Source organism: Brevibacillus centrosporus (assembly GCF_003710815.1).
Lineage (GTDB): Bacteria > Bacillota > Bacilli > Brevibacillales > Brevibacillaceae > Brevibacillus > Brevibacillus centrosporus.
Map to the genome: position 1 here is coordinate 219,164 of NZ_RHHP01000006.1, position 17,034 is coordinate 236,197.

Here is a 17,034-nt window from a genome sequence, read left to right on the forward strand (position 1 = left end):
ATTTCGACAGCATCTTACAGGGGGACAATCCAATGAAAAAAGCACGTTTGTTTGGATCCTTGCTCGCTTTGACGCTGACCGTCGGTGCCGTATTGACCGGCTGCGGTGCAGGGCAAGAGCAATCGGGATCGGGAGCATCCGCACCAGCGGACGGCCCGAAAGCAGGGGGAACACTGATTGTAGCGCGCAAGGCAGACGCGAACAATCTCGACCCTCAATTCATCACCAACATTCCTTCCGCGAACTACATTTATGGAAAAGTGTACGAGAGCTTGATTTCGCGGGATAAAAATTCCGAGTACAAGCCTACCTTGGCAACGGAGTGGAAGCAGCTGGACGATTTGACATGGGAGTTCAAGCTGAGAAGCGACGTAACCTTCCACGATGGTACTCCGTTCAATGCAGAAGCTGTAAAAAAGACCTTTGAACGAGCGGTGGATCCGAAGGTAGGCTCTCCACGTGCATCCAACTTTTCCATGATCAAAGAAGTCAAGGTGGTGGATGAGCAGACCATTCACTTTATCCTGGACTATCCTTTCGCACCATTGCTCTCCATTCTCGCTAGCTCAGAAGGCAGCATCTTGAGTCCAAAGGCGATCGCTGAGCACTCGGACACGCTGTCCAAGCAGCCTGTAGGTACAGGTCCGTTCAAGTTTGAATCATGGACACCTGGCCAAGATATGACACTCGTGAAAAATGACAGCTACTGGGGCGAAAAGCCTAAGGTAGACAAAGTTGTTTACAAGGTGGTTCCTGAGGACACGACTCGTATCGCGATGGTAGAGGCAGGAGAAGCTCACATTGGTGACCAGCTGCCTGTAACAGAGGTAGAACGTGCCCAATCTTCCCCGAACATGAACATGGTTCGCGCTGAGGGCCTGGGCGTCGAGTATATCGGCTTCAATGTAACGAAGAAGCCTTTTGACGATATTCGTGTCCGTCAAGCGGTTGCCCATGCTGTGGAAAAAGAAGCGATCGTCAAAGGCGTATACAACAACGTAGGGAACGAAGCGGTATCTGCGATGTCCTCTAAAGTAATCGGCTACAACCCGAACCTTACGGACTACACCTACGATGTAAATGAAGCGAAGAAGCTGTTGAGTGATGCTGGCTATGCTAACGGCTTTAAGACGACAATCGTCACAGATGACCGCAAAGAGCGCATGAACGTAGCAGAGGTTATTCAATCCCAGCTGAAAGGGATTGGCATCGACGTGGAAATCAAGGTAATGGAGTACGGCGCCTACCTCGATTTCACTGACAAAGGCGAGCACGATATGTTCATCGGTGGTTGGGGGAATGCGACAGGAGACGGTGACTACAACCAGTACAACGTCTTCCACAGCTCCTCGAAAGGCAGTATGGGGAACATTGCCTTCTACAGCAACCCGGAAGTGGACCAGCTGATTGAGCAAGGCCGTCGCGAGAAAGATCCGCAAAAACGCAATGAAATCTATGCAAAGCTGCAGGAAATCGAGCTGAAGGAAGTACCGCTCATTCCGATCCGCACGATCGATCACGTGTCGGTAACGGCCAAAGATGTACGCGGCTTCTGGTTGAGTCCGGCAGGATACCTGATGCTGGATGAAGTAACGATCCAATAGTGAAAAAAGAGACGGGGATGGCGGAATGCGCTATCCCCGATTTTGTTGGGAGGACTCCTCATCATGCGATCCCTCCGCTACGCTATCCTTACTGACGGGTGGAATGATCCTGGCTGGAGTGCTCCTGCTCCTGATCAGCCGAGTGGCACATCGATTGCGGTGTGGTTTACCCCGCTGGTGACGGGATCGTACATGCTGCTGCTCTCCTTTCATGAAATCATACCCATTACGAACAAATTCATGTTATAAATAGGTTAGGTTTTCTGACATCTGTTTATTGGTGGAGGGGATTCATTTGACCTGGTTTCTTTCTGGCTTTTTTCTATCCTTATCACTATGTCTGGATTTGGGGATCGTCAATGTCGCGATCATTCGCACAGGAGTAGCACGAGGCTTGCTCCCATCCTTTCTCATTGGTGTTGGCTCGAGCTTCGGTGACTTGATTTACGCTTTGCTTTCCATGGTCGGGATCTCGCTCCTGATGGAAAATCGGGTCATCCGCTGGGTGCTTTGGTTGGGAGGGACGTTGATTCTCTTGTACATGACTTGGAACATGATCAAAGAATTTCGAAGCCCGAAAAAAATTGACCTAGAGGAACAGGGCGGGGAGCAGAACAATCGGAAACGCAGCTGGAAAGACTTTTCCTCAGGGCTTGGCTTGGCGCTGGCCTCTCCTTCGGCTATTCTGTGGTTTGCGACGATCGGCGGCAGCGTGATCGCTTCTTCCGATGCAAACTCGGCGTCTGCTCTTTTGCTCTTTTTCAGCGGCTTTTTTACGGCCTCGATCACATGGTCCCTGTTTATGGCAGGCGTGTCGAGCCAAGGCGGCAAATGGCTGGGACATCGTCTCGTTCGGGGCTTCTCATTTGTATCTGCACTGCTCTTTTTGTACTTTGCCGGAAAAGTGTTCCTCGACGGCTACCACTCCTTGCTGTAGCCAGTATGCACAAGGACTGGTAAGGTAGAGAAGACAAGAGCGATAGGAAGAGGTGGAGAGAATTGAAAGCGGAGATACTGGACATTTTTGACGAATCCGGAACACCTATAGGCGTGGCGCCGCGCACAGAAGTACACCGACTCGGGCATTGGCACCAGACGTTTCACTGCTGGATCTATCGCGTAGAGCAATCCAAGATATGGCTGCTGTTTCAAAAGCGCCACCCGCAGAAGGATACATGCCCCAATTTATTGGACATTACATCGGCTGGCCATCTGGTAGCGTCCGAGGGTCCGGCAGACGGCGTCCGAGAGCTGGAGGAGGAGCTGGGCTTGACTGTCTCGTTCGATACGCTCGATGAGATTGGAGTGATAAATGATGTCTTGGAGGCTCCAGAGCTCATCGACAAAGAAATGTGCCATGTGTTTGCCTATGCTTGTGATCAGCCCCTGCAAGCGTATGTGCTGCAAGCGGAAGAAGTAACGGGGCTATTGTGGGCTGAGCTGGATGAGGTGGAACGACTATTCGCGGGAGAAATGTCCACGATTGCGGTGCACGGCTTTTTATCCGAGCCAGACGGTACTAGAAAGGAAGTCGAGCTTCGCGTGGAGCAGTCGGCTTTTGTCCCTCACGAGGCTCACTATTATCAGCAAGTGTTTGCAGCGGTGCGCTCTCTGGGCAAAAAGCGGCAAGCAAAATAAAGGATGGTTTGGAGTGCCTTCCTGCCACATGGTGGGAGGGTATTTTTGTTTGGGCGGCCATGCTGTACGAGTGGCTTTTCGTGCTATACTGTTACAATGTTTTTAGATAGAGAATGCGTGCATAGATAGAGAGGAGATTGTATGAGGGTAAAAATCATGATCGCACTGATGCTCTCGACGTTCCTGGCCGCGCTGGAAGGAACGATCGTGAGTACCGCCGTGCCTCGGATTACAAGTGATTTGTCTGGATTTGAACAAGTCAGCTGGGTGTATGCGATCTATATGCTGGCAACAGCGGTTTCCGCGCCCATTTACGGAAAGTTGGCCGATTTGTTTGGCAGAAAAAATGTCATGATGTTCGGGATCGGCATTTTTCTTGCTGGCTCCACCTTATGCGGACTGGCAAGTTCCATGGAGCAGCTGATCGTTTTTCGGGCGCTGCAGGGCTTGGGTGCAGGCTCCGTGATGCCGATTACGATGACGATTATCGGGGATTTGTACAACGACCAATCCTCACGTGCAAAGGCACAGGGCTGGATCAGTGCTGTGTGGGGACTTTCTGGTGTAGCAGGGCCGCTTGTGGGGGGCTTCCTCGTCGACATGCTGTCTTGGCGCTATATCTTTTTCTTGAACCTGCCTTTTGGGCTTTTGTCCTTTTTCATGCTCATGTTGTACTACAAGGAAAAGTTCGGGGCCAAAACAAAGCGGCATATCGATTACCCAGGTGCGCTGATCTTTAGCATCGGGACCATCGCTTTGCTGTACGCGCTTTTGACCGGCAGCCAGAACCAGTCCTGGCTGAGTCCGACCATCCTTTCATTGATTGCGTTTAGTCTGATCACCTATTTCATCTTCGTGACCGTCGAGAGAAAGTCACCAGAGCCTTTAATCCCGCTCAGCTTGTTTACGAATCGCAATGTGACGATGATCAACTTGCTGACGCTATTGTCCAACGCCATTGTGATCAGCCTGGTCGTCTACCTGCCGATCTGGAGCCAAGGCGTGTTGGGGGAAAGTGCGACCATGGCAGGCTTTGTCCTAACTCCCATGCCTGTTTGCTGGACGTTTGGCGCTGTGCTGTCCGGGAACCTGCTTGGACGCCTTCGCGCAGAGCAGCTGGTGACGACAGGGACAACCGTGCTTGCGATCGCTTCGTTTCTTCTGTTCCTATTGGCGGAGAGTTCGCCAGGATTCCTGATCTATGTGGCTGTCGGGTTAATTGGCTTGGGGATGGGATTCATCAGTCCGATTGTCATGGTCAAGATTCAGGCTTCCGTTGCGGTAGATAAGCGAGGTACAGCGATTGCTCTAAACACGTTTACAGGGACGTTTAGCCAGACCTTTGGGGCTGCGGTTTTCGGGATGTTTTTCAATATGGTGACGGTAGCCAGCGGACAGACCAATCTGGGGGCGTCGTTTGAAAGCGGCGGTCTGCCTGTTGAGCAGCTCGCCCACGTTCGCAGCATTTTGGCTTCCGGGGTACACGTCGTCTTCACGGGAACATGGATCGTGGCCATTGGTTGTCTGGTGATCGCCTTGATGATTGCGAGAGCGCAAAAAGCTGCAGATGCACGTAGAGAATACTAGGTACAGAAAAGGCATCGGCGATCAGTCGATGCCTTTTTTCACCCGTAACAACGAAAACGTATTGCCTATCCCCCTGCCGATTCGGTACGATGTCCCTGTAAGAATATGGATGCTTCCAATATTGCGATGGACAGGGAGTGCAGGACGATGGAGGAAATTCGACCGATTTCACACGAGGATATCCATGATGTTGTCAGGATTACAGCGTTGGCGTACCCCGGAAGCAATCTCCTTGCCCCCGACAATCGGAAGCGTTTTGCGGAGCGTGTGCAGGATACACTGGAGAATGACCAAAATGCCAGCTTCCACGGACTGTTTCGGGAAGAGCGTTTGCTCGGTGTCATGAAGTGGTACGACTTTTTTATGAATGTCCGCGGAATTCAGATGCTGACTGGTGGAATCGGCACGGTCGCTGTTGATTTGCTGCATAAAAAGGAAAAAGTAGCGAAAGCGATGCTGCAAGGCTTCCTTGCGACGTACCGGGAGCGTGGCGTCTGTCTGGTTTCGCTCTATCCGTTTCGCGTCGATTTTTACAAAAAGATGGGATTTGGCCAAGGGACCAAAGTCCATCAATATCGGATCGCTCCAGCCAGCTTTCCCTATACTGCGAAGGACAAGGTCTCCTATTTGGGAGAGGCAGATCGGGAGCAGATCCTTGCCTGCTATCACCGCATCGTCCGTTGCACGCACGGGATGATTAAAAAGACAGAGCGGGAGCTGAAGACCTTCCTGGATCAACCGGAACAGGTGATCGTCGGGTGCAAAAAAGACGGCAGAGTCACGGGCTATCTCGTTTTCCACTTTCAACGCACTCACGAAGAGAATCGATTGCATAATGATCTTGTCATTAAAGAATTTTTATATGAAAATCAAGAGGCGCTACTGCAGCTCCTGTCCTTTTTGCACAGTCAGTCCGATCAGATCCAGCGTGTTGTGCTGACTACGGCTGACGAGGATTTTCACATGCTGCTGTCTGATCCTGGAAATGGAACGGACCGCTTGATTCCAAGCATCTACCACGAGAGTCATGTCTCTGGTGTCGGTTTGATGTACCGCGTGATCGATGTGCCGGGATTTTTCCATCAGCTCGCGCCATGTCGTTTTGGCAGAGAAAGCGGACTTGTGCGTCTGAACATTCGTGATTCCTTTCTCCCGGAAAATGAGGGGAGCTGGCTAATCGAATTTTCGGAAGGCTATCCGCAGGTGGTAGAGGCAGGAGAGCCAGATGTCGAGCTGGGGATGGATATTTCGGATTTTTCCTCTCTTGTCATGGGGGTGATCAGCTTGCGTAAGCTGCATCTGTACGGTCTTGCAGACATCAGTGATGAAAAACAGATTCCATTCGTGGACAGGTTGTTTGCCACGGGAGACAAGCCGAGAAGCACAACTCCGTTTTAAAGTGAAAATTGTCACGAATCAGACACATTTAGGTATCTTTTTTTCCCTCCTCCCATATCATGGTACAAAATGGGAGGGGGGAAAGTCGGTGATCTATTTAACGCTCGTGATCTTTTTTGGTTTCCTATTGGTTGTCTGGTTCGTGGTTAAGCTCCTCTTCCGTCTGGACAAACGCGACTCGATCATCTACGACCAGCGCCAGCTGTGGGAACATTACGAAGTCGACTTGCAGGACATGCGTTATCCGAAGAAGAAAAAATAGGAATGCCAATTTGTCCGATGTGATAAGATCCTATTCCTTCCAAGGTGGTGAGCAGATTGACTGGAGTCACAGGGGTACATCAACGGGAATACTTTCGATTGAAGTTGGTGCAGCCTTTGTGCGCAGAGATGACGATCGTGCTCATCAAGGGCAAGATGATGGAAATTGGAAGCGCTCACGTTTTGATCGAAGATATTGGCGCAGGGGGATTGCGCTTTTTATCCCATTTAAAAATGCCTGCCAACGACCAGCTCGTCCTGCAATTTGCCACGGAGCTGTGCGGGGAGCCGATTACGATGTACGGTCATATCGTTCGCACGGGCTCCTGGGAAGAAAGTTTTTATGAATACGCGGTGCGCTTTACGATGGAAGAAGCCCAGCATCTTGAGATCAACAGACTGGTCAACCGCCTTGCCATACGCTATCGGAATCAAAAAGAGGTCAAGGATAGCCTGTTTTGGAAGGGAGATCGACGTGCCTTTCTCACGGCACAGGCGAATCTTACGATGGAGTCCACTTGAACCTGACCATAAACGAAAAGCTCCTGCGTTTAGCCTTTGGCGAACGGGGAGCTTTTTTGCATAGATCCAGGACTTTGTATAGACAGGTTTCTTGAATGTTTGACATTTTATAAACGTAATGATAAATTATCTATTATAAAACAAACAAAAGAAAGCAGTGTTTATGTATGTCACTTACAGAACAATTTTGGAGTGCTACCTTCGAGGAGGTAACACAGGGATATTGTGAGAGCGAGCATGACTATTTCTGTTTGCTTTGCGGGGAATCCATTGAAAAAGGAATCATCTATCCTGTCGAGGGACGTCTTTATGACGCGGCGAAATTTACCCACCATCACATAGAAGAAGCGCATGGCTCTGTGTTTCAGTATTTGAGTGAGCTGGATAAAAAGATCACAGGCTTGTCCGATCACCAGAACCAGCTCATGCGCCTATTCTTCCAAGGGAAGAGCGATCAGGAAGTGCAAAAGGAGATGGGCATTGGAAGCGCGTCTACCATCCGCAACCATCGCTTTGCGTTAAAGGAAAAGGAGCGCCAGGCCAAGGTCTTTCTGGTGATGATGGAGCTGATGAAAGGAACGGCCAAGAAATCGCCTGTGACAGCCGTTGTATCGGATGCGCCAAGGTCCCCGAAAAAGAAAGACGATGAGCTGCAAGTGTCTGCTGCGGAGTATGCGGAAATTACACAAAAATACTTTCCTGAGGGAACGCTTGGCCGCCTGGAGCATTATCCACGCAAGCTCAAGCATCGGCTGGTCGTGCTGGAGGAGATCACCAAGCGTTTTGATCCAAAGAAAATCTACAGCGAAAAAGAAGTGAATGCGGTGCTGGAAACTGCCTACGAGGATTACGTGACGATCAGGAGGTACCTGATTGACCACGGCTTTCTGGATCGAGCAGCAGATGGCAGCGAGTACTGGGTGAGAAGCAACGGAGAGGAGCAGGAAAAACAGATGAATCGCAAGCAAGAGCTCAAACAGATGTATCGGGAAGTCAAAACAGAAGCCGGCGTTTATCAGATCAAAAACATACAGAACGGCAAAGTATGGGTCGATGCGACGAAAAACCTGAAAACAATGAATGGCAAACAATTTACGCTCAAGCACGGGTCGCATACCAACAAAGCACTCCAAAAGGAATGGAACGAATACGGAGAGGATGCTTTCGTATTTGAAGTGCTGGAGGTATTGGAGCATCCGCCAGATCCCTTTTTCGATTTAGAGGATGCCTTGGAAAAATTGGAGAACAAATGGCTCGACAAGCTTCAGCCCTATGGAGAGCAAGGCTACAACGAAAAGAAAAAACGGTAATGTTCCACCATCAGGCTTATGAATCAGTCGAGCAGGTGAAAACGCTCCAGCTGATCCCATAAGCCTTCTTTTTTCAAGATTTCCCTTTGCTTAGGACCGATTAGGTCAAAGTGAGGAAAGGGTGGTCGATCGTGTATATAGGCAGGATTTAAGCCATTCTCCAGGCACCATTGCGTGAGAAGGGTGCGGTTGGCACAACCAACCTTGGTGACCGTTTTTACGCCAGGAAAGCGGGGATCGATCCAATAGTGGGTGAGATAGGCGATCTCCTCTCTGGTTACGGCTTGCTTCCAGCGATTTAATTCTGCGCGAGTGATTCCAAATGCCACGTCTCTTCATCCTTTGGGGTATTTCTCAGGCTCTCCTTATCATAACAGAATGGATTCGCAGAATGAAAAAAGACAGACTTCCGATTGCTCGCTGCAGGGAAGTCTGTCTTTTTTGTGCAGATATTCTTATCCAGCGTAAAGCGCAACTAAAGCTCCGCCAAAGGCTTGACGAAGCCCTAATTTCTTACGTGAATGTTACACTCCTCCACGAGGGGCTTTTGCGATCGAGGATTTCTTAACGGATGCCTTGTGGCAGGGTAGGAGGAACGTAGTTCAATTCTTCATCGGCAGTGATGTAATCGGTGTTGACCATGAGCAGCAGGTAGCGTTTGCCGGTTTGCGGATCGCTAAGAATGATGTGGTCACGGCCAGCCGTTTCCAGTACGCCGCGGAAGATTTTTGCATTCCATTGGCTGTTGTTTTCAAATGTTTGATACACAGTGATGACTTTGCCGCGATTCAGGCGCAAAATGTTTTCGATGTAAGACTCCTCGACGATTTGGCCGGGTGTAAACGGAATACCGGGAATTGCAGAACCACTTGGCTGCATAGGGACCAGCTGAGGCTGCTGCTGCTGCGGCGGCATTCCATAGGGAAACTGAGTGGATTGGTACATGTCGTATCCGTACTGCTGATACTGAGGGTATGGCATTTGTTGGCTCATGATGAACTCGCTCCTTTATATCTATCTGACTCTAATAGACGCGTGGGCAATCTTCGGGTGTCGGAACGAAGAAGCAGTGCGCTTTATAGCGTCCGGAATTCCGTTGATTCCACCAGGTAGGCGGACAGTTGCCCTCTGGTCGATAAAACCACAAAGCGTTTGTTGCGGGATGCGTCCTTTCTCCATTGATCGTGCGTTTGGCTAAACGCTTCTCTCGATCTCTCGCGCGTTGATAAAAATACGGCTTTTGTACCGATTCGTAACCGCCTGGAGATTGAAACACCATGTCATTCATGCTTCGGATGTTTTTAAAGTCAAGGCAGTTGGAAAGGATGCGGTTTACACCCACGTTGCCGACCATCAGCATGCCCAGCTCGCCTTCTCCCTCCGCTTCAGCACGAAGCAATCGAGCTAGCAAATCTACGTCATTCGAGTTCGCTTTGATTACGGCCATTGCCTCACCTCCTCCAAAAACTCACAATTACAATATATGGGCGCATGTGCGATCGGTGATTACCGAAGAGAATTTTTCTGTGGGCTTGCATCTGGCTTTGTCAGTCCATCCTTTTCACGTGACATGAAAAAAGCGTCCGTGAGCCAGTGACATGGCTTGGACGCTTTTTCTGTATGAGGCTGTCTTCTGTTTACAAATACCGTTTCCTGCGCTTGTTCCAGATGAACCAGGCGATCGCGACCAAGGCACCAATCCCGAGTATCGTGACCTCCAGATATTCATCCAGGAGTACTTTTGCGTGCTTTCCGTAAAAATGAAACAGAGTGCCGATTAGAAAAAATTTTAATCCCCGCCCGACGATGGCGAAGAGCATCAGCTTCGTTAAAGAGTAATTGAATGCCCCGCTAAGCACGGTAAAAACTTTGAAGGGAATGGGGGTAAAAGCCCCAATCAGTACAGCAGCATCTCCGTTTTTCGCAAATTGCTCGGTCGCGAGAGCTGTCCATTTTGCGGGTAGCAGTTTCTGTAAAAGCGGTTTCCCTAGCCATTTTCCCAGCATAAATCCGATGGGAGCACCGAGTATGGAAGCCGTGAAAGCTACAGTCGCAAATCGCAGTGCGGAGCCCGGATCGAGCAAACTCATCGCAATTTGCATGAAGAAAGGTGGAACTGGACTGATAAACGAGTCCAAAAATGCCATTCCGAAGAGTCCCCATATTCCGTAATTCATAAACAGTTGCGTGATTTGTTCCAGCATGGGCATCTCCTTGCGATTTTTCCTTCCCTAGCCATTATACAGGAAAGATTCTGGTTTCTGTAGCTAAGATATGTCCGTTTGTCCAAAGTCAGCACCAGCTTCTAGGACGGAAAATTTTCGGACATACTGTTAGAGATTTTGACGAGAGACAAAAAGGAGGCGTAACCATCTATGCAATCTCATCCCTATGGTGCACACGAAGTCATAGAGCTTCATGAGGTTTTGAACGGAGCGGTTGACGCGATGAATACGGCCCATTTGTACGTCCCATTTATTCGCGATGCACAGCTGGCCCAAATCACAGCTCATCAGCTGCAATTCATGCAAAATGAGTACAATACTTTCGTTTATACCGTGCAAGGGCTTGGCGCAGGAGAGATGCTGCCCTATCGCCCGAATCGGACGTTTGCATCAGCAGCTCCAGCCATGGCTGCGCAAATGAGTGAACCACATGCTTATTCACCCCAAATCGATGACCGCGATGTAGCGTCCGCTTTTCTCGGTATGCATAAAACAGGAGCCAAAACCAAGCTGGCAGCGGCACTCGAGGCAGCACATCCGCAGATTCGTGAGCTGCTGCTGCAGGGAGCCGTCAATTGTGCGCATCAGGCTCACGAAATATGGGTTTACATGCAAAGCAGAGGGTTCTATCCGCTGGCAACGATGTCTGAGTCGACCAATACCGAGCTGCTGCGCGGTTATCAGCCTTTGCGCCCCGAGAATGGGATGATGGAGCAAGCAGTTTCTCCAGCGGCAGCTCCGACGCAGCCGCCTCAGGAAAAAGGCACCATTTCCGCCCACTTGCAGAGAGAGACGGTAAGCGGCGCAAGAGCTTCTTCCCCAGCTGACCAGCCGCTGACCCCTGTGAATGCGGCACCGATTTTTTCCCCTCAGCCGTACCGCCCGGATTTCAATGGGCCTTCTGAAGATACGGCGATGACTACCGATGCGTTACAGACACAAGGGATCGAAGCGACAGGCGGTTTGTACCAGCAAGCAGAAGGGAAGCAGAACCGAAGTCGCAAAAAGAATACCATTTCGGATTCCCTGCTTGGTCAATAGGTCCTTGTTTTTTCATTGACGATAGGAAATAATATCCACTACTATAGAGAAAGGACAAACATCATTGGGAGGGGCCGAAGTGAAAACGCTAGGTTCGGGGAAAGTCATTTTTTATGCACCAGATGGAACGAATCTGCAGCTTTCCGGTGAAATTGACGTTCGAGGAGAACGCGTTTCTGTTACGGAAATCATCTACTTTAATGGTCAGCCAAACGGCGCTCGTGAGACGAATCTGCCACTCGCTCAGACCGTCATTTATTGGGAGCCAGAAGTATACGAGCAAATCGGTTTCGAATAGCAAACACAGACGACCTTGCCCTCTGCAGGGTTGTTTTTTTATATGTAAGCTTTTACACCTATGCACCTTGGGAATAGCCGGGGTAGGCCAAGTGTGATATCATGTGGAGTGGAATTTACGTAGGTAACAAGGAGTGATCCTTATGATCGACAGTATATTGGAACGGGCTCTTGCAGGCGAACGCCTGGGCCTTGAAGATGGTTTGGCCTTGTTTGCAAGTAATGAAATTGAAAAATTGGGGCATTACGCGAACCTGGTGATGCAAAAGCACCATCCAGACCCAATCGCAACATTTGTCATTAGCCGTAATGTCAACTACACCAACGTTTGCGACACGTATTGCCGCTTTTGCGCGTTTTATCGCGCGCCTGGATCTTCGGAAGGATACGTTCTCCCAAGAGAGACCATTTTCCAAAAAATTCAAGAAACGGTAGACGTAGGCGGTACCGAAATTTTGATGCAGGGCGGAACCAATCCGGACTTAAAGCTCGACTACTATACCGACCTGCTGCGGGCGATCAAGCAGCGCTTCCCGCAAATCACCATGCATTCTCTGTCTGTTGCTGAGGTTATGAAAATTGCCGAGGTTTCAAATATGTCCGTAGAGGATGTATTGAGAGAACTGAAGTCTGCCGGTCTGGATTCCTTGCCAGGAGCAGGCGGAGAAATTTTGGACGATCGTACTCGCCGGAAGATTTCCAGACTGAAAGGCTCTTGGACGGATTGGATCGACACCCAAAAAGCGGCACATCGCGCAGGCTTGCCAGGAACCGCGACGATGGTCATCGGCTTCGGTGAGGAAATGGAAGAACGCGTTCTTTCCTTGATGCGCATTCGTGAAGCCCAGGATGAGACGCACGGCTTCAAAGCGTTCATCGTATGGACGTTCCAGCCAGACAACACGAACATGAAGGCAGTCAACAACACGCCCGAAGAGTATTTGAAAACACTGGCGATCAGCCGACTGATGCTGGACAATGTGGAGAACTTCCAGTCGTCTTGGGTAACGATGGGCCCACACTACGGCCAATTGTCTCTATCCTATGGAGCCAATGACTTCGGTCAGACGATGATGGAAGAAAACGTGGTGTCTGCAGCAGCTTGTACCCACAAAGTGAACACCAACCAAATTCTGGAGCTGATTCGCGGAGCAGGCAAGATTCCTGCGCAACGCAACACGCAGTACGACATCCTGCGCGTCTTCAAAGACGGCGAGATGGCGGAAAAAGATTTTGTGATGCAGAACTAAGCTTTGCGACGAAAACGATATCGAGTGGAAGCACGTTTCTGTTTTGGTCCCTTGTATGGGACTGACGGAAGCGTGCTTTTTCTATCTATCCTTCCCTCCGTTTCCAACCGTTTAAAAGTATATCGCTCCTGTCGGGACATATACTGTAAGTACAATTGCGGGTTGGGGGGATGGTTATGCAAGCGTTCCGCGTATTGCTGGAGAATGTCCCTGCGCATAGTGGCACGTATCGCGCCATCTTGCAAGAGATGACGGAGCGGGTCAACACTGCACCGGTGCGTATTACATATAAAGAGGAGGACCAGAACGGGTACCATGTGTTCTTCTTTCAGAGCTGGTGCGAAGAAGAATACGATGCGCAGACGATTGATTGGGCTCGTGCTTTCGTGGCATTGTCATTAGCTGAGTGGATCATCCAGGTAAAGGAATCCGAGATCATCGAGGAAATGGCAGAGGATTTGCTGCAGTCCGAGCAGCTGGAGGAAGAATGGGCAGAAATCCTTCCCTATATCCAGCGTATGTGCCAAGAGCATGAACCTGCCGGCACTGAGCTGTTTACCGCTACAACACGCAAGGCGAATGTCTATCGCAAGGCATTTACGTATTTGGAATACGAGAGAACCGTCAACGTTTTGGGCTTCGTCCGTTTTCGTCTGCAGGACCATTGGAATGAACTGTTTGAGCTGGTGGAGGCAGGAATCGACGAATATCTGGAAGACAAGCAATATCAGGAATTTGTGGAACTGCTGCGTTATTTCATCGCCGTCCAGGAGACCAAGCAGGAAGTGGTTCACGTCGTTCCTAGTGTGGACAAACCTTTCCACCTCTATGATAAAAAAGGGGATCGCCTGTGGCTGGATCAGCTGGATTCCGTTCTGAGCATGGAAGAGCAAAACTGCCGGGACGAAGACTATTTGGTCAGCGCCCTCGTGACCTTGGCACCGGAGAGTATCGTCCTGCACATGGCAACGGAGAGGCCTGGACTGACGCAGACGATTCGCAGCATTTTCGACAGCCGGTTGAGTACGTGCCAGTCTTGCCCCCTTTGCCTGGCAGACAGACGTGTACTTGACTTGCACAATCCGTCTAAACTATAATAGCAACAACAACTTTACAGGAAATACGATGAGAAGGACATGGACGATATGCAGGTCGCTTCAGAGAGGCGGGACATGGCTGGAAGCCCGCTGCGCACCCATATGGATCTACCCCCTTTGAGTAGCCACCGGGAACAAAGGCATTTGCCTTCCAGTATCGGTCAGCCGGTGAATAACCGTTAAAATTCCTTGAGGAGTCTGTTTGGGCAAGACTGACAGACTTGAATTAGGGTGGTACCGCGAGATGACACTCGTCCCTTTTTGGGATGGGTGTTTTTTTATTTACTTGGCATTGCCGAGTTTAGTAAATCTCAAATCTTGGTAAAGGAAGGAAGAACCTAACGTGGCACAAATTAACGTGACTTTCCCGGATGGCGCAGTTCGTCAATACGAGGCCGGGACTACCATCGAAGACATCGCTGGTTCCATTAGCGCCAGCTTGAAAAAGAAAGCCGTCGCTGGTAAAAAAGACGGCAAAGTCGTTGACCTGTACACCTCGCTGGAAGAGGATGCAGCGATCGAGATCGTGACGCTGGACTCCCCAGACGGCGTTGAAGTATATCGTCACAGTACCGCTCACTTGCTCGCACAAGCAGTAAAACGCATCTACGGCAGTGAAGTGAAATTCGGGATCGGTCCAGTAATCGAAGACGGTTTCTACTACGACATGGACATTCCTGTATCTTTGAGCCCGGAAGACCTCGGCAAAATCGAAGCGGAAATGGAAAAAATCGTGAAAGAGGATTTGCCAATTCGCCGCAAAGTCGTTAGCCGCGCAGAAGCAACAGAGATTTTCCAAGGCTTGAATGACCATCTGAAGCTGGAACTGATCCGCGACCTGCCAGAAGATGCGACCATCACTCTGTATGAACAGGGTGAATTCTTCGACCTGTGCCGTGGACCTCATTTGCCTTCCACTGGCTTCATCAAAGCATTCAAGCTGATGAACGTAGCGGGTGCTTACTGGCGCGGAAAATCGGAAAACCAAGTACTGCAGCGTGTATACGGTACTGCATGGCCGAAAAAAGCCGAGCTGGAAGAATATCTGCACTTCATCGAAGAAGCGAAAAAACGCGACCACCGCAAATTGGGCAAAGAGCTCGAGCTGTTCATGTTCTCTGAGGAAGCTCCAGGTATGCCGTTCTACCTGCCTAAAGGCTTTACTGTCCGCAACGAGCTGGAGCAATTCTCCCGCCGTCTGCAGCAGCTGGCGCAATACACAGAGGTACGCACTCCGTTCCTGATGAACGAGCGCCTCTGGAAGCAATCCGGCCACTGGGAGCATTACCAAGAGAACATGTACTTCTCTGAAGTAGATAATGCGACTTACGCTCTGAAGCCGATGAACTGTCCAGGACACATGCTGATGTACAAAAATGCGATGCATTCCTACCGCGATCTGCCAATCCGTTACTCCGAGTTTGGTCAGGTTCACCGCCACGAGTACTCCGGTGCTCTGAACGGTATGCTTCGCGTACGGACTTTTTGCCAGGATGACGCGCACGTATTTGTTCGTCCGGATCAGATCGAAACCGAAATCAAAGGCATGATCAAGCTGATCGACAGTATTTATAAAGTGTTCGGCTTCGAATACAGTGTGTCTCTGTCTACTCGTCCAGAGGATTCCATGGGCTCCGACGAGCTGTGGGAAACAGCTGAAGGTGCTTTGAAAAAAGTGCTGGAGGCATCCGGTATGCCATACGGTATCGAAGAAGGCGACGGTGCCTTCTATGGACCGAAGATCGACTTCCACATCACAGATGCGCTGAAACGCCGTCACCAATGCGGTACTATCCAGCTGGACTTCCAAATGCCAGAGAAGTTTGACCTGACTTATGTCGGTCAAGACAACGAAAAGCATCGTCCAGTCGTTCTGCACCGTGCGATGTACGGTTCCATGGAGCGCTTCATCGGTATCCTGATCGAGCACTATGCAGGGGCATTCCCAGTGTGGCTCACTCCAATCCAGGCTCGCCTGATGAACATCAGTGAAGTGCACACTCCTTACGCAGAAAAAGTGAAGGAACAGCTGCAGCAAGCAGGTATCCGCGTAGAGCTGGATGCGCGCAATGAGAAAATCGGTTACAAAATCCGTGAAGCCCAAGTCCAAAAAATCCCATACATGCTCGTCATTGGGGAAAAAGAAATGGAAGACGGCACTCTGTCCGTGCGTAAACGCGGAGTAGGGGATGAAGGTGCAATGAGCGTGGATGCGTTCGTTGAAAAAATTCGTGCCGAAATCAACGAAATGAAGTAAGAGGCGTCCGACGCCTAGGTTTTAAATGGATAAAGGGGCAGCTCCTTTAAAATGTACCCTTTGTAAAGGACACTTTTAAAAAGTCTAGGCAGCTCTCAGTAGATGATCCCTGTATTGAACGGGGGTCATCTTTTTTAAATTCCATTGGTATCTATAGTGATTGTAGTACGTCATGTAATGCTTAATTTCACGTTTTAATTCTTCAAGACTCGTACATTTCTTAATCGAGGCTTCGTCTTTAAAATGACCAAAAAAGGACTCCTGAGGGGCGTTATCCCAACAGTTCCCTCGTCTTGACATCGATTGGCACAATGTAAGTTTCTTCACCAATTTCTGAAAGTCAGGGTGAGTATAATGCGTTCCCTGGTCGGAGTGGATCATGGCATCTTTTGCCCTCTTAAAGTTACGATTCTTTTTTAATTTGAGAAGGGTATCCGTAGCTAAGTCCATGGTGATACGGTCTGACACATGGTAAGCTAAGATCTCATTAGTTGATCCATCTTTTATTGTGGACAAATAGGCTTTCTGACCTTTGCCGTAATATAGA

At 49.8% G+C, this 17,034-nt stretch carries 19 protein-coding genes and 1 other annotated feature; of the genes, 14 read left to right on the plus strand and 5 right to left on the minus strand.

What is annotated here, in order from left to right; all coding sequences use genetic code 11:
• The first annotated feature begins 32 nt into the window (after window positions 1-32).
• The 9 genes from EDM55_RS08020 (at window position 33) to EDM55_RS08060 (ending at window position 8,320) form a co-directional block, all read left to right on the plus strand.
• Window positions 33-1,604, plus strand: a complete 1,572-nt coding sequence (locus EDM55_RS08020) for a glutathione ABC transporter substrate-binding protein (RefSeq protein ID WP_122960037.1) — start codon at window positions 33-35, stop codon at window positions 1,602-1,604.
• 63 nt (window positions 1,605-1,667) lie between these two features.
• A complete protein-coding gene (locus EDM55_RS08025) occupies window positions 1,668-1,853 on the plus strand; it encodes a hypothetical protein (protein ID WP_122960038.1) in 186 nt (61 codons plus the stop codon).
• Between the two features lie 46 nt (window positions 1,854-1,899).
• Window positions 1,900-2,541: a LysE family translocator gene (locus EDM55_RS08030; RefSeq protein WP_092276139.1), complete on the plus strand. Its 642-nt coding sequence runs from the start codon at window positions 1,900-1,902 to the stop codon at window positions 2,539-2,541.
• 62 nt (window positions 2,542-2,603) lie between these two features.
• Window positions 2,604-3,242 carry an NUDIX hydrolase gene (locus EDM55_RS08035; protein ID WP_092276136.1) on the plus strand — a complete coding sequence of 213 codons (639 nt, stop codon included), beginning with the start codon at window positions 2,604-2,606 and terminating at the stop codon, window positions 3,240-3,242.
• A 141-nt stretch (window positions 3,243-3,383) separates the two neighbouring features.
• On the plus strand, window positions 3,384-4,829 hold the full coding sequence (locus EDM55_RS08040) for an MDR family MFS transporter (protein ID WP_092276133.1): 1,446 nt from the start codon (window positions 3,384-3,386) through the stop codon (window positions 4,827-4,829).
• A gap of 147 nt (window positions 4,830-4,976) precedes the next feature.
• Complete coding sequence (locus tag EDM55_RS08045; RefSeq protein ID WP_122960039.1) at window positions 4,977-6,227, plus strand: GNAT family N-acetyltransferase; 1,251 nt, start codon at window positions 4,977-4,979, stop codon at window positions 6,225-6,227.
• 88 nt (window positions 6,228-6,315) lie between these two features.
• Window positions 6,316-6,489, plus strand: a complete 174-nt coding sequence (locus EDM55_RS30210; RefSeq protein WP_170184511.1) for a hypothetical protein — start codon at window positions 6,316-6,318, stop codon at window positions 6,487-6,489.
• A gap of 56 nt (window positions 6,490-6,545) precedes the next feature.
• Window positions 6,546-7,010: a PilZ domain-containing protein gene (locus EDM55_RS08055; RefSeq protein ID WP_122960041.1), complete on the plus strand. Its 465-nt coding sequence runs from the start codon at window positions 6,546-6,548 to the stop codon at window positions 7,008-7,010.
• 167 nt (window positions 7,011-7,177) lie between these two features.
• On the plus strand, window positions 7,178-8,320 hold the full coding sequence (locus EDM55_RS08060; RefSeq protein WP_092276125.1) for a DUF2087 domain-containing protein: 1,143 nt from the start codon (window positions 7,178-7,180) through the stop codon (window positions 8,318-8,320).
• Between the two features lie 23 nt (window positions 8,321-8,343).
• Here the strand turns inward: EDM55_RS08060 and EDM55_RS08065 are convergent, their stop codons facing one another.
• The 4 genes from EDM55_RS08065 to EDM55_RS08085 all read right to left on the minus strand — a co-directional run bounded on the left by EDM55_RS08065 (window position 8,344) and on the right by EDM55_RS08085 (window position 10,524).
• The gene (locus EDM55_RS08065; RefSeq protein WP_092276122.1) at window positions 8,344-8,649 is read right to left on the minus strand and encodes a hypothetical protein; all 306 of its coding nucleotides are present in this window, start codon (window positions 8,647-8,649) and stop codon (window positions 8,344-8,346) included.
• 235 nt (window positions 8,650-8,884) lie between these two features.
• Window positions 8,885-9,313, minus strand: coding sequence for a spore coat protein GerQ (gene gerQ / locus EDM55_RS08075; protein WP_092276119.1), 429 nt, complete (start codon window positions 9,311-9,313; stop codon window positions 8,885-8,887).
• A gap of 31 nt (window positions 9,314-9,344) precedes the next feature.
• Window positions 9,345-9,767: a cell wall hydrolase gene (locus tag EDM55_RS08080; protein ID WP_092276116.1), complete on the minus strand. Its 423-nt coding sequence runs from the start codon at window positions 9,765-9,767 to the stop codon at window positions 9,345-9,347.
• 190 nt (window positions 9,768-9,957) lie between these two features.
• The gene (locus EDM55_RS08085) at window positions 9,958-10,524 is read right to left on the minus strand and encodes a YqaA family protein (protein WP_092276113.1); all 567 of its coding nucleotides are present in this window, start codon (window positions 10,522-10,524) and stop codon (window positions 9,958-9,960) included.
• Between the two features lie 171 nt (window positions 10,525-10,695).
• On the opposite strand from EDM55_RS08085, the gene EDM55_RS08090 reads away from it, so the two are divergent.
• From EDM55_RS08090 to thrS, 5 genes are all read left to right on the plus strand, one after another.
• Window positions 10,696-11,586 carry a spore coat protein gene (locus tag EDM55_RS08090; RefSeq protein WP_122960043.1) on the plus strand — a complete coding sequence of 297 codons (891 nt, stop codon included), beginning with the start codon at window positions 10,696-10,698 and terminating at the stop codon, window positions 11,584-11,586.
• A 79-nt stretch (window positions 11,587-11,665) separates the two neighbouring features.
• Window positions 11,666-11,884: a hypothetical protein gene (locus EDM55_RS08095; RefSeq protein WP_092276108.1), complete on the plus strand. Its 219-nt coding sequence runs from the start codon at window positions 11,666-11,668 to the stop codon at window positions 11,882-11,884.
• 142 nt (window positions 11,885-12,026) lie between these two features.
• Complete coding sequence (gene mqnC / locus EDM55_RS08100; protein ID WP_092276105.1) at window positions 12,027-13,133, plus strand: cyclic dehypoxanthinyl futalosine synthase; 1,107 nt, start codon at window positions 12,027-12,029, stop codon at window positions 13,131-13,133.
• A 176-nt stretch (window positions 13,134-13,309) separates the two neighbouring features.
• Window positions 13,310-14,230, plus strand: coding sequence for a putative sporulation protein YtxC (gene ytxC / locus EDM55_RS08105; protein ID WP_122960044.1), 921 nt, complete (start codon window positions 13,310-13,312; stop codon window positions 14,228-14,230).
• Between the two features lie 19 nt (window positions 14,231-14,249).
• Window positions 14,250-14,492 (plus strand) — a binding site (T-box leader).
• 81 nt (window positions 14,493-14,573) lie between these two features.
• On the plus strand, window positions 14,574-16,487 hold the full coding sequence (gene thrS, locus EDM55_RS08110) for a threonine--tRNA ligase (protein ID WP_092276099.1): 1,914 nt from the start codon (window positions 14,574-14,576) through the stop codon (window positions 16,485-16,487).
• A gap of 84 nt (window positions 16,488-16,571) precedes the next feature.
• Here the strand turns inward: thrS and EDM55_RS08115 are convergent.
• Window positions 16,572-17,034, minus strand: a 463-nt coding sequence (locus EDM55_RS08115; protein ID WP_122960045.1) for an IS3 family transposase, incomplete at its 5' end; no start/stop codon positions are given.

What these genes read in the sequence shown, in the direction of transcription:
- EDM55_RS08020 (WP_122960037.1), top strand. Translation starts at nt 33, where the DNA reads ATGAAAAAAGCACGTTTGTTTGGATCCTTGCTCGCTTTGACGCTGACC.
- EDM55_RS08025 (WP_122960038.1), top strand. Translation starts at nt 1,668, where the DNA reads ATGCGATCCCTCCGCTACGCTATCCTTACTGACGGGTGGAATGATCCT.
- EDM55_RS08040 (WP_092276133.1), top strand. Translation starts at nt 3,384, where the DNA reads ATGAGGGTAAAAATCATGATCGCACTGATGCTCTCGACGTTCCTGGCC.
- EDM55_RS08045 (WP_122960039.1), top strand. Translation starts at nt 4,977, where the DNA reads ATGGAGGAAATTCGACCGATTTCACACGAGGATATCCATGATGTTGTC.
- EDM55_RS08060 (WP_092276125.1), top strand. Translation starts at nt 7,178, where the DNA reads ATGTCACTTACAGAACAATTTTGGAGTGCTACCTTCGAGGAGGTAACA.
- gerQ (WP_092276119.1), bottom strand. Translation starts at nt 9,313, where the DNA reads ATGAGCCAACAAATGCCATACCCTCAGTATCAGCAGTACGGATACGAC.
- EDM55_RS08080 (WP_092276116.1), bottom strand. Translation starts at nt 9,767, where the DNA reads ATGGCCGTAATCAAAGCGAACTCGAATGACGTAGATTTGCTAGCTCGA.
- EDM55_RS08085 (WP_092276113.1), bottom strand. Translation starts at nt 10,524, where the DNA reads ATGCTGGAACAAATCACGCAACTGTTTATGAATTACGGAATATGGGGA.
- EDM55_RS08090 (WP_122960043.1), top strand. Translation starts at nt 10,696, where the DNA reads ATGCAATCTCATCCCTATGGTGCACACGAAGTCATAGAGCTTCATGAG.
- mqnC (WP_092276105.1), top strand. Translation starts at nt 12,027, where the DNA reads ATGATCGACAGTATATTGGAACGGGCTCTTGCAGGCGAACGCCTGGGC.
- ytxC (WP_122960044.1), top strand. Translation starts at nt 13,310, where the DNA reads ATGCAAGCGTTCCGCGTATTGCTGGAGAATGTCCCTGCGCATAGTGGC.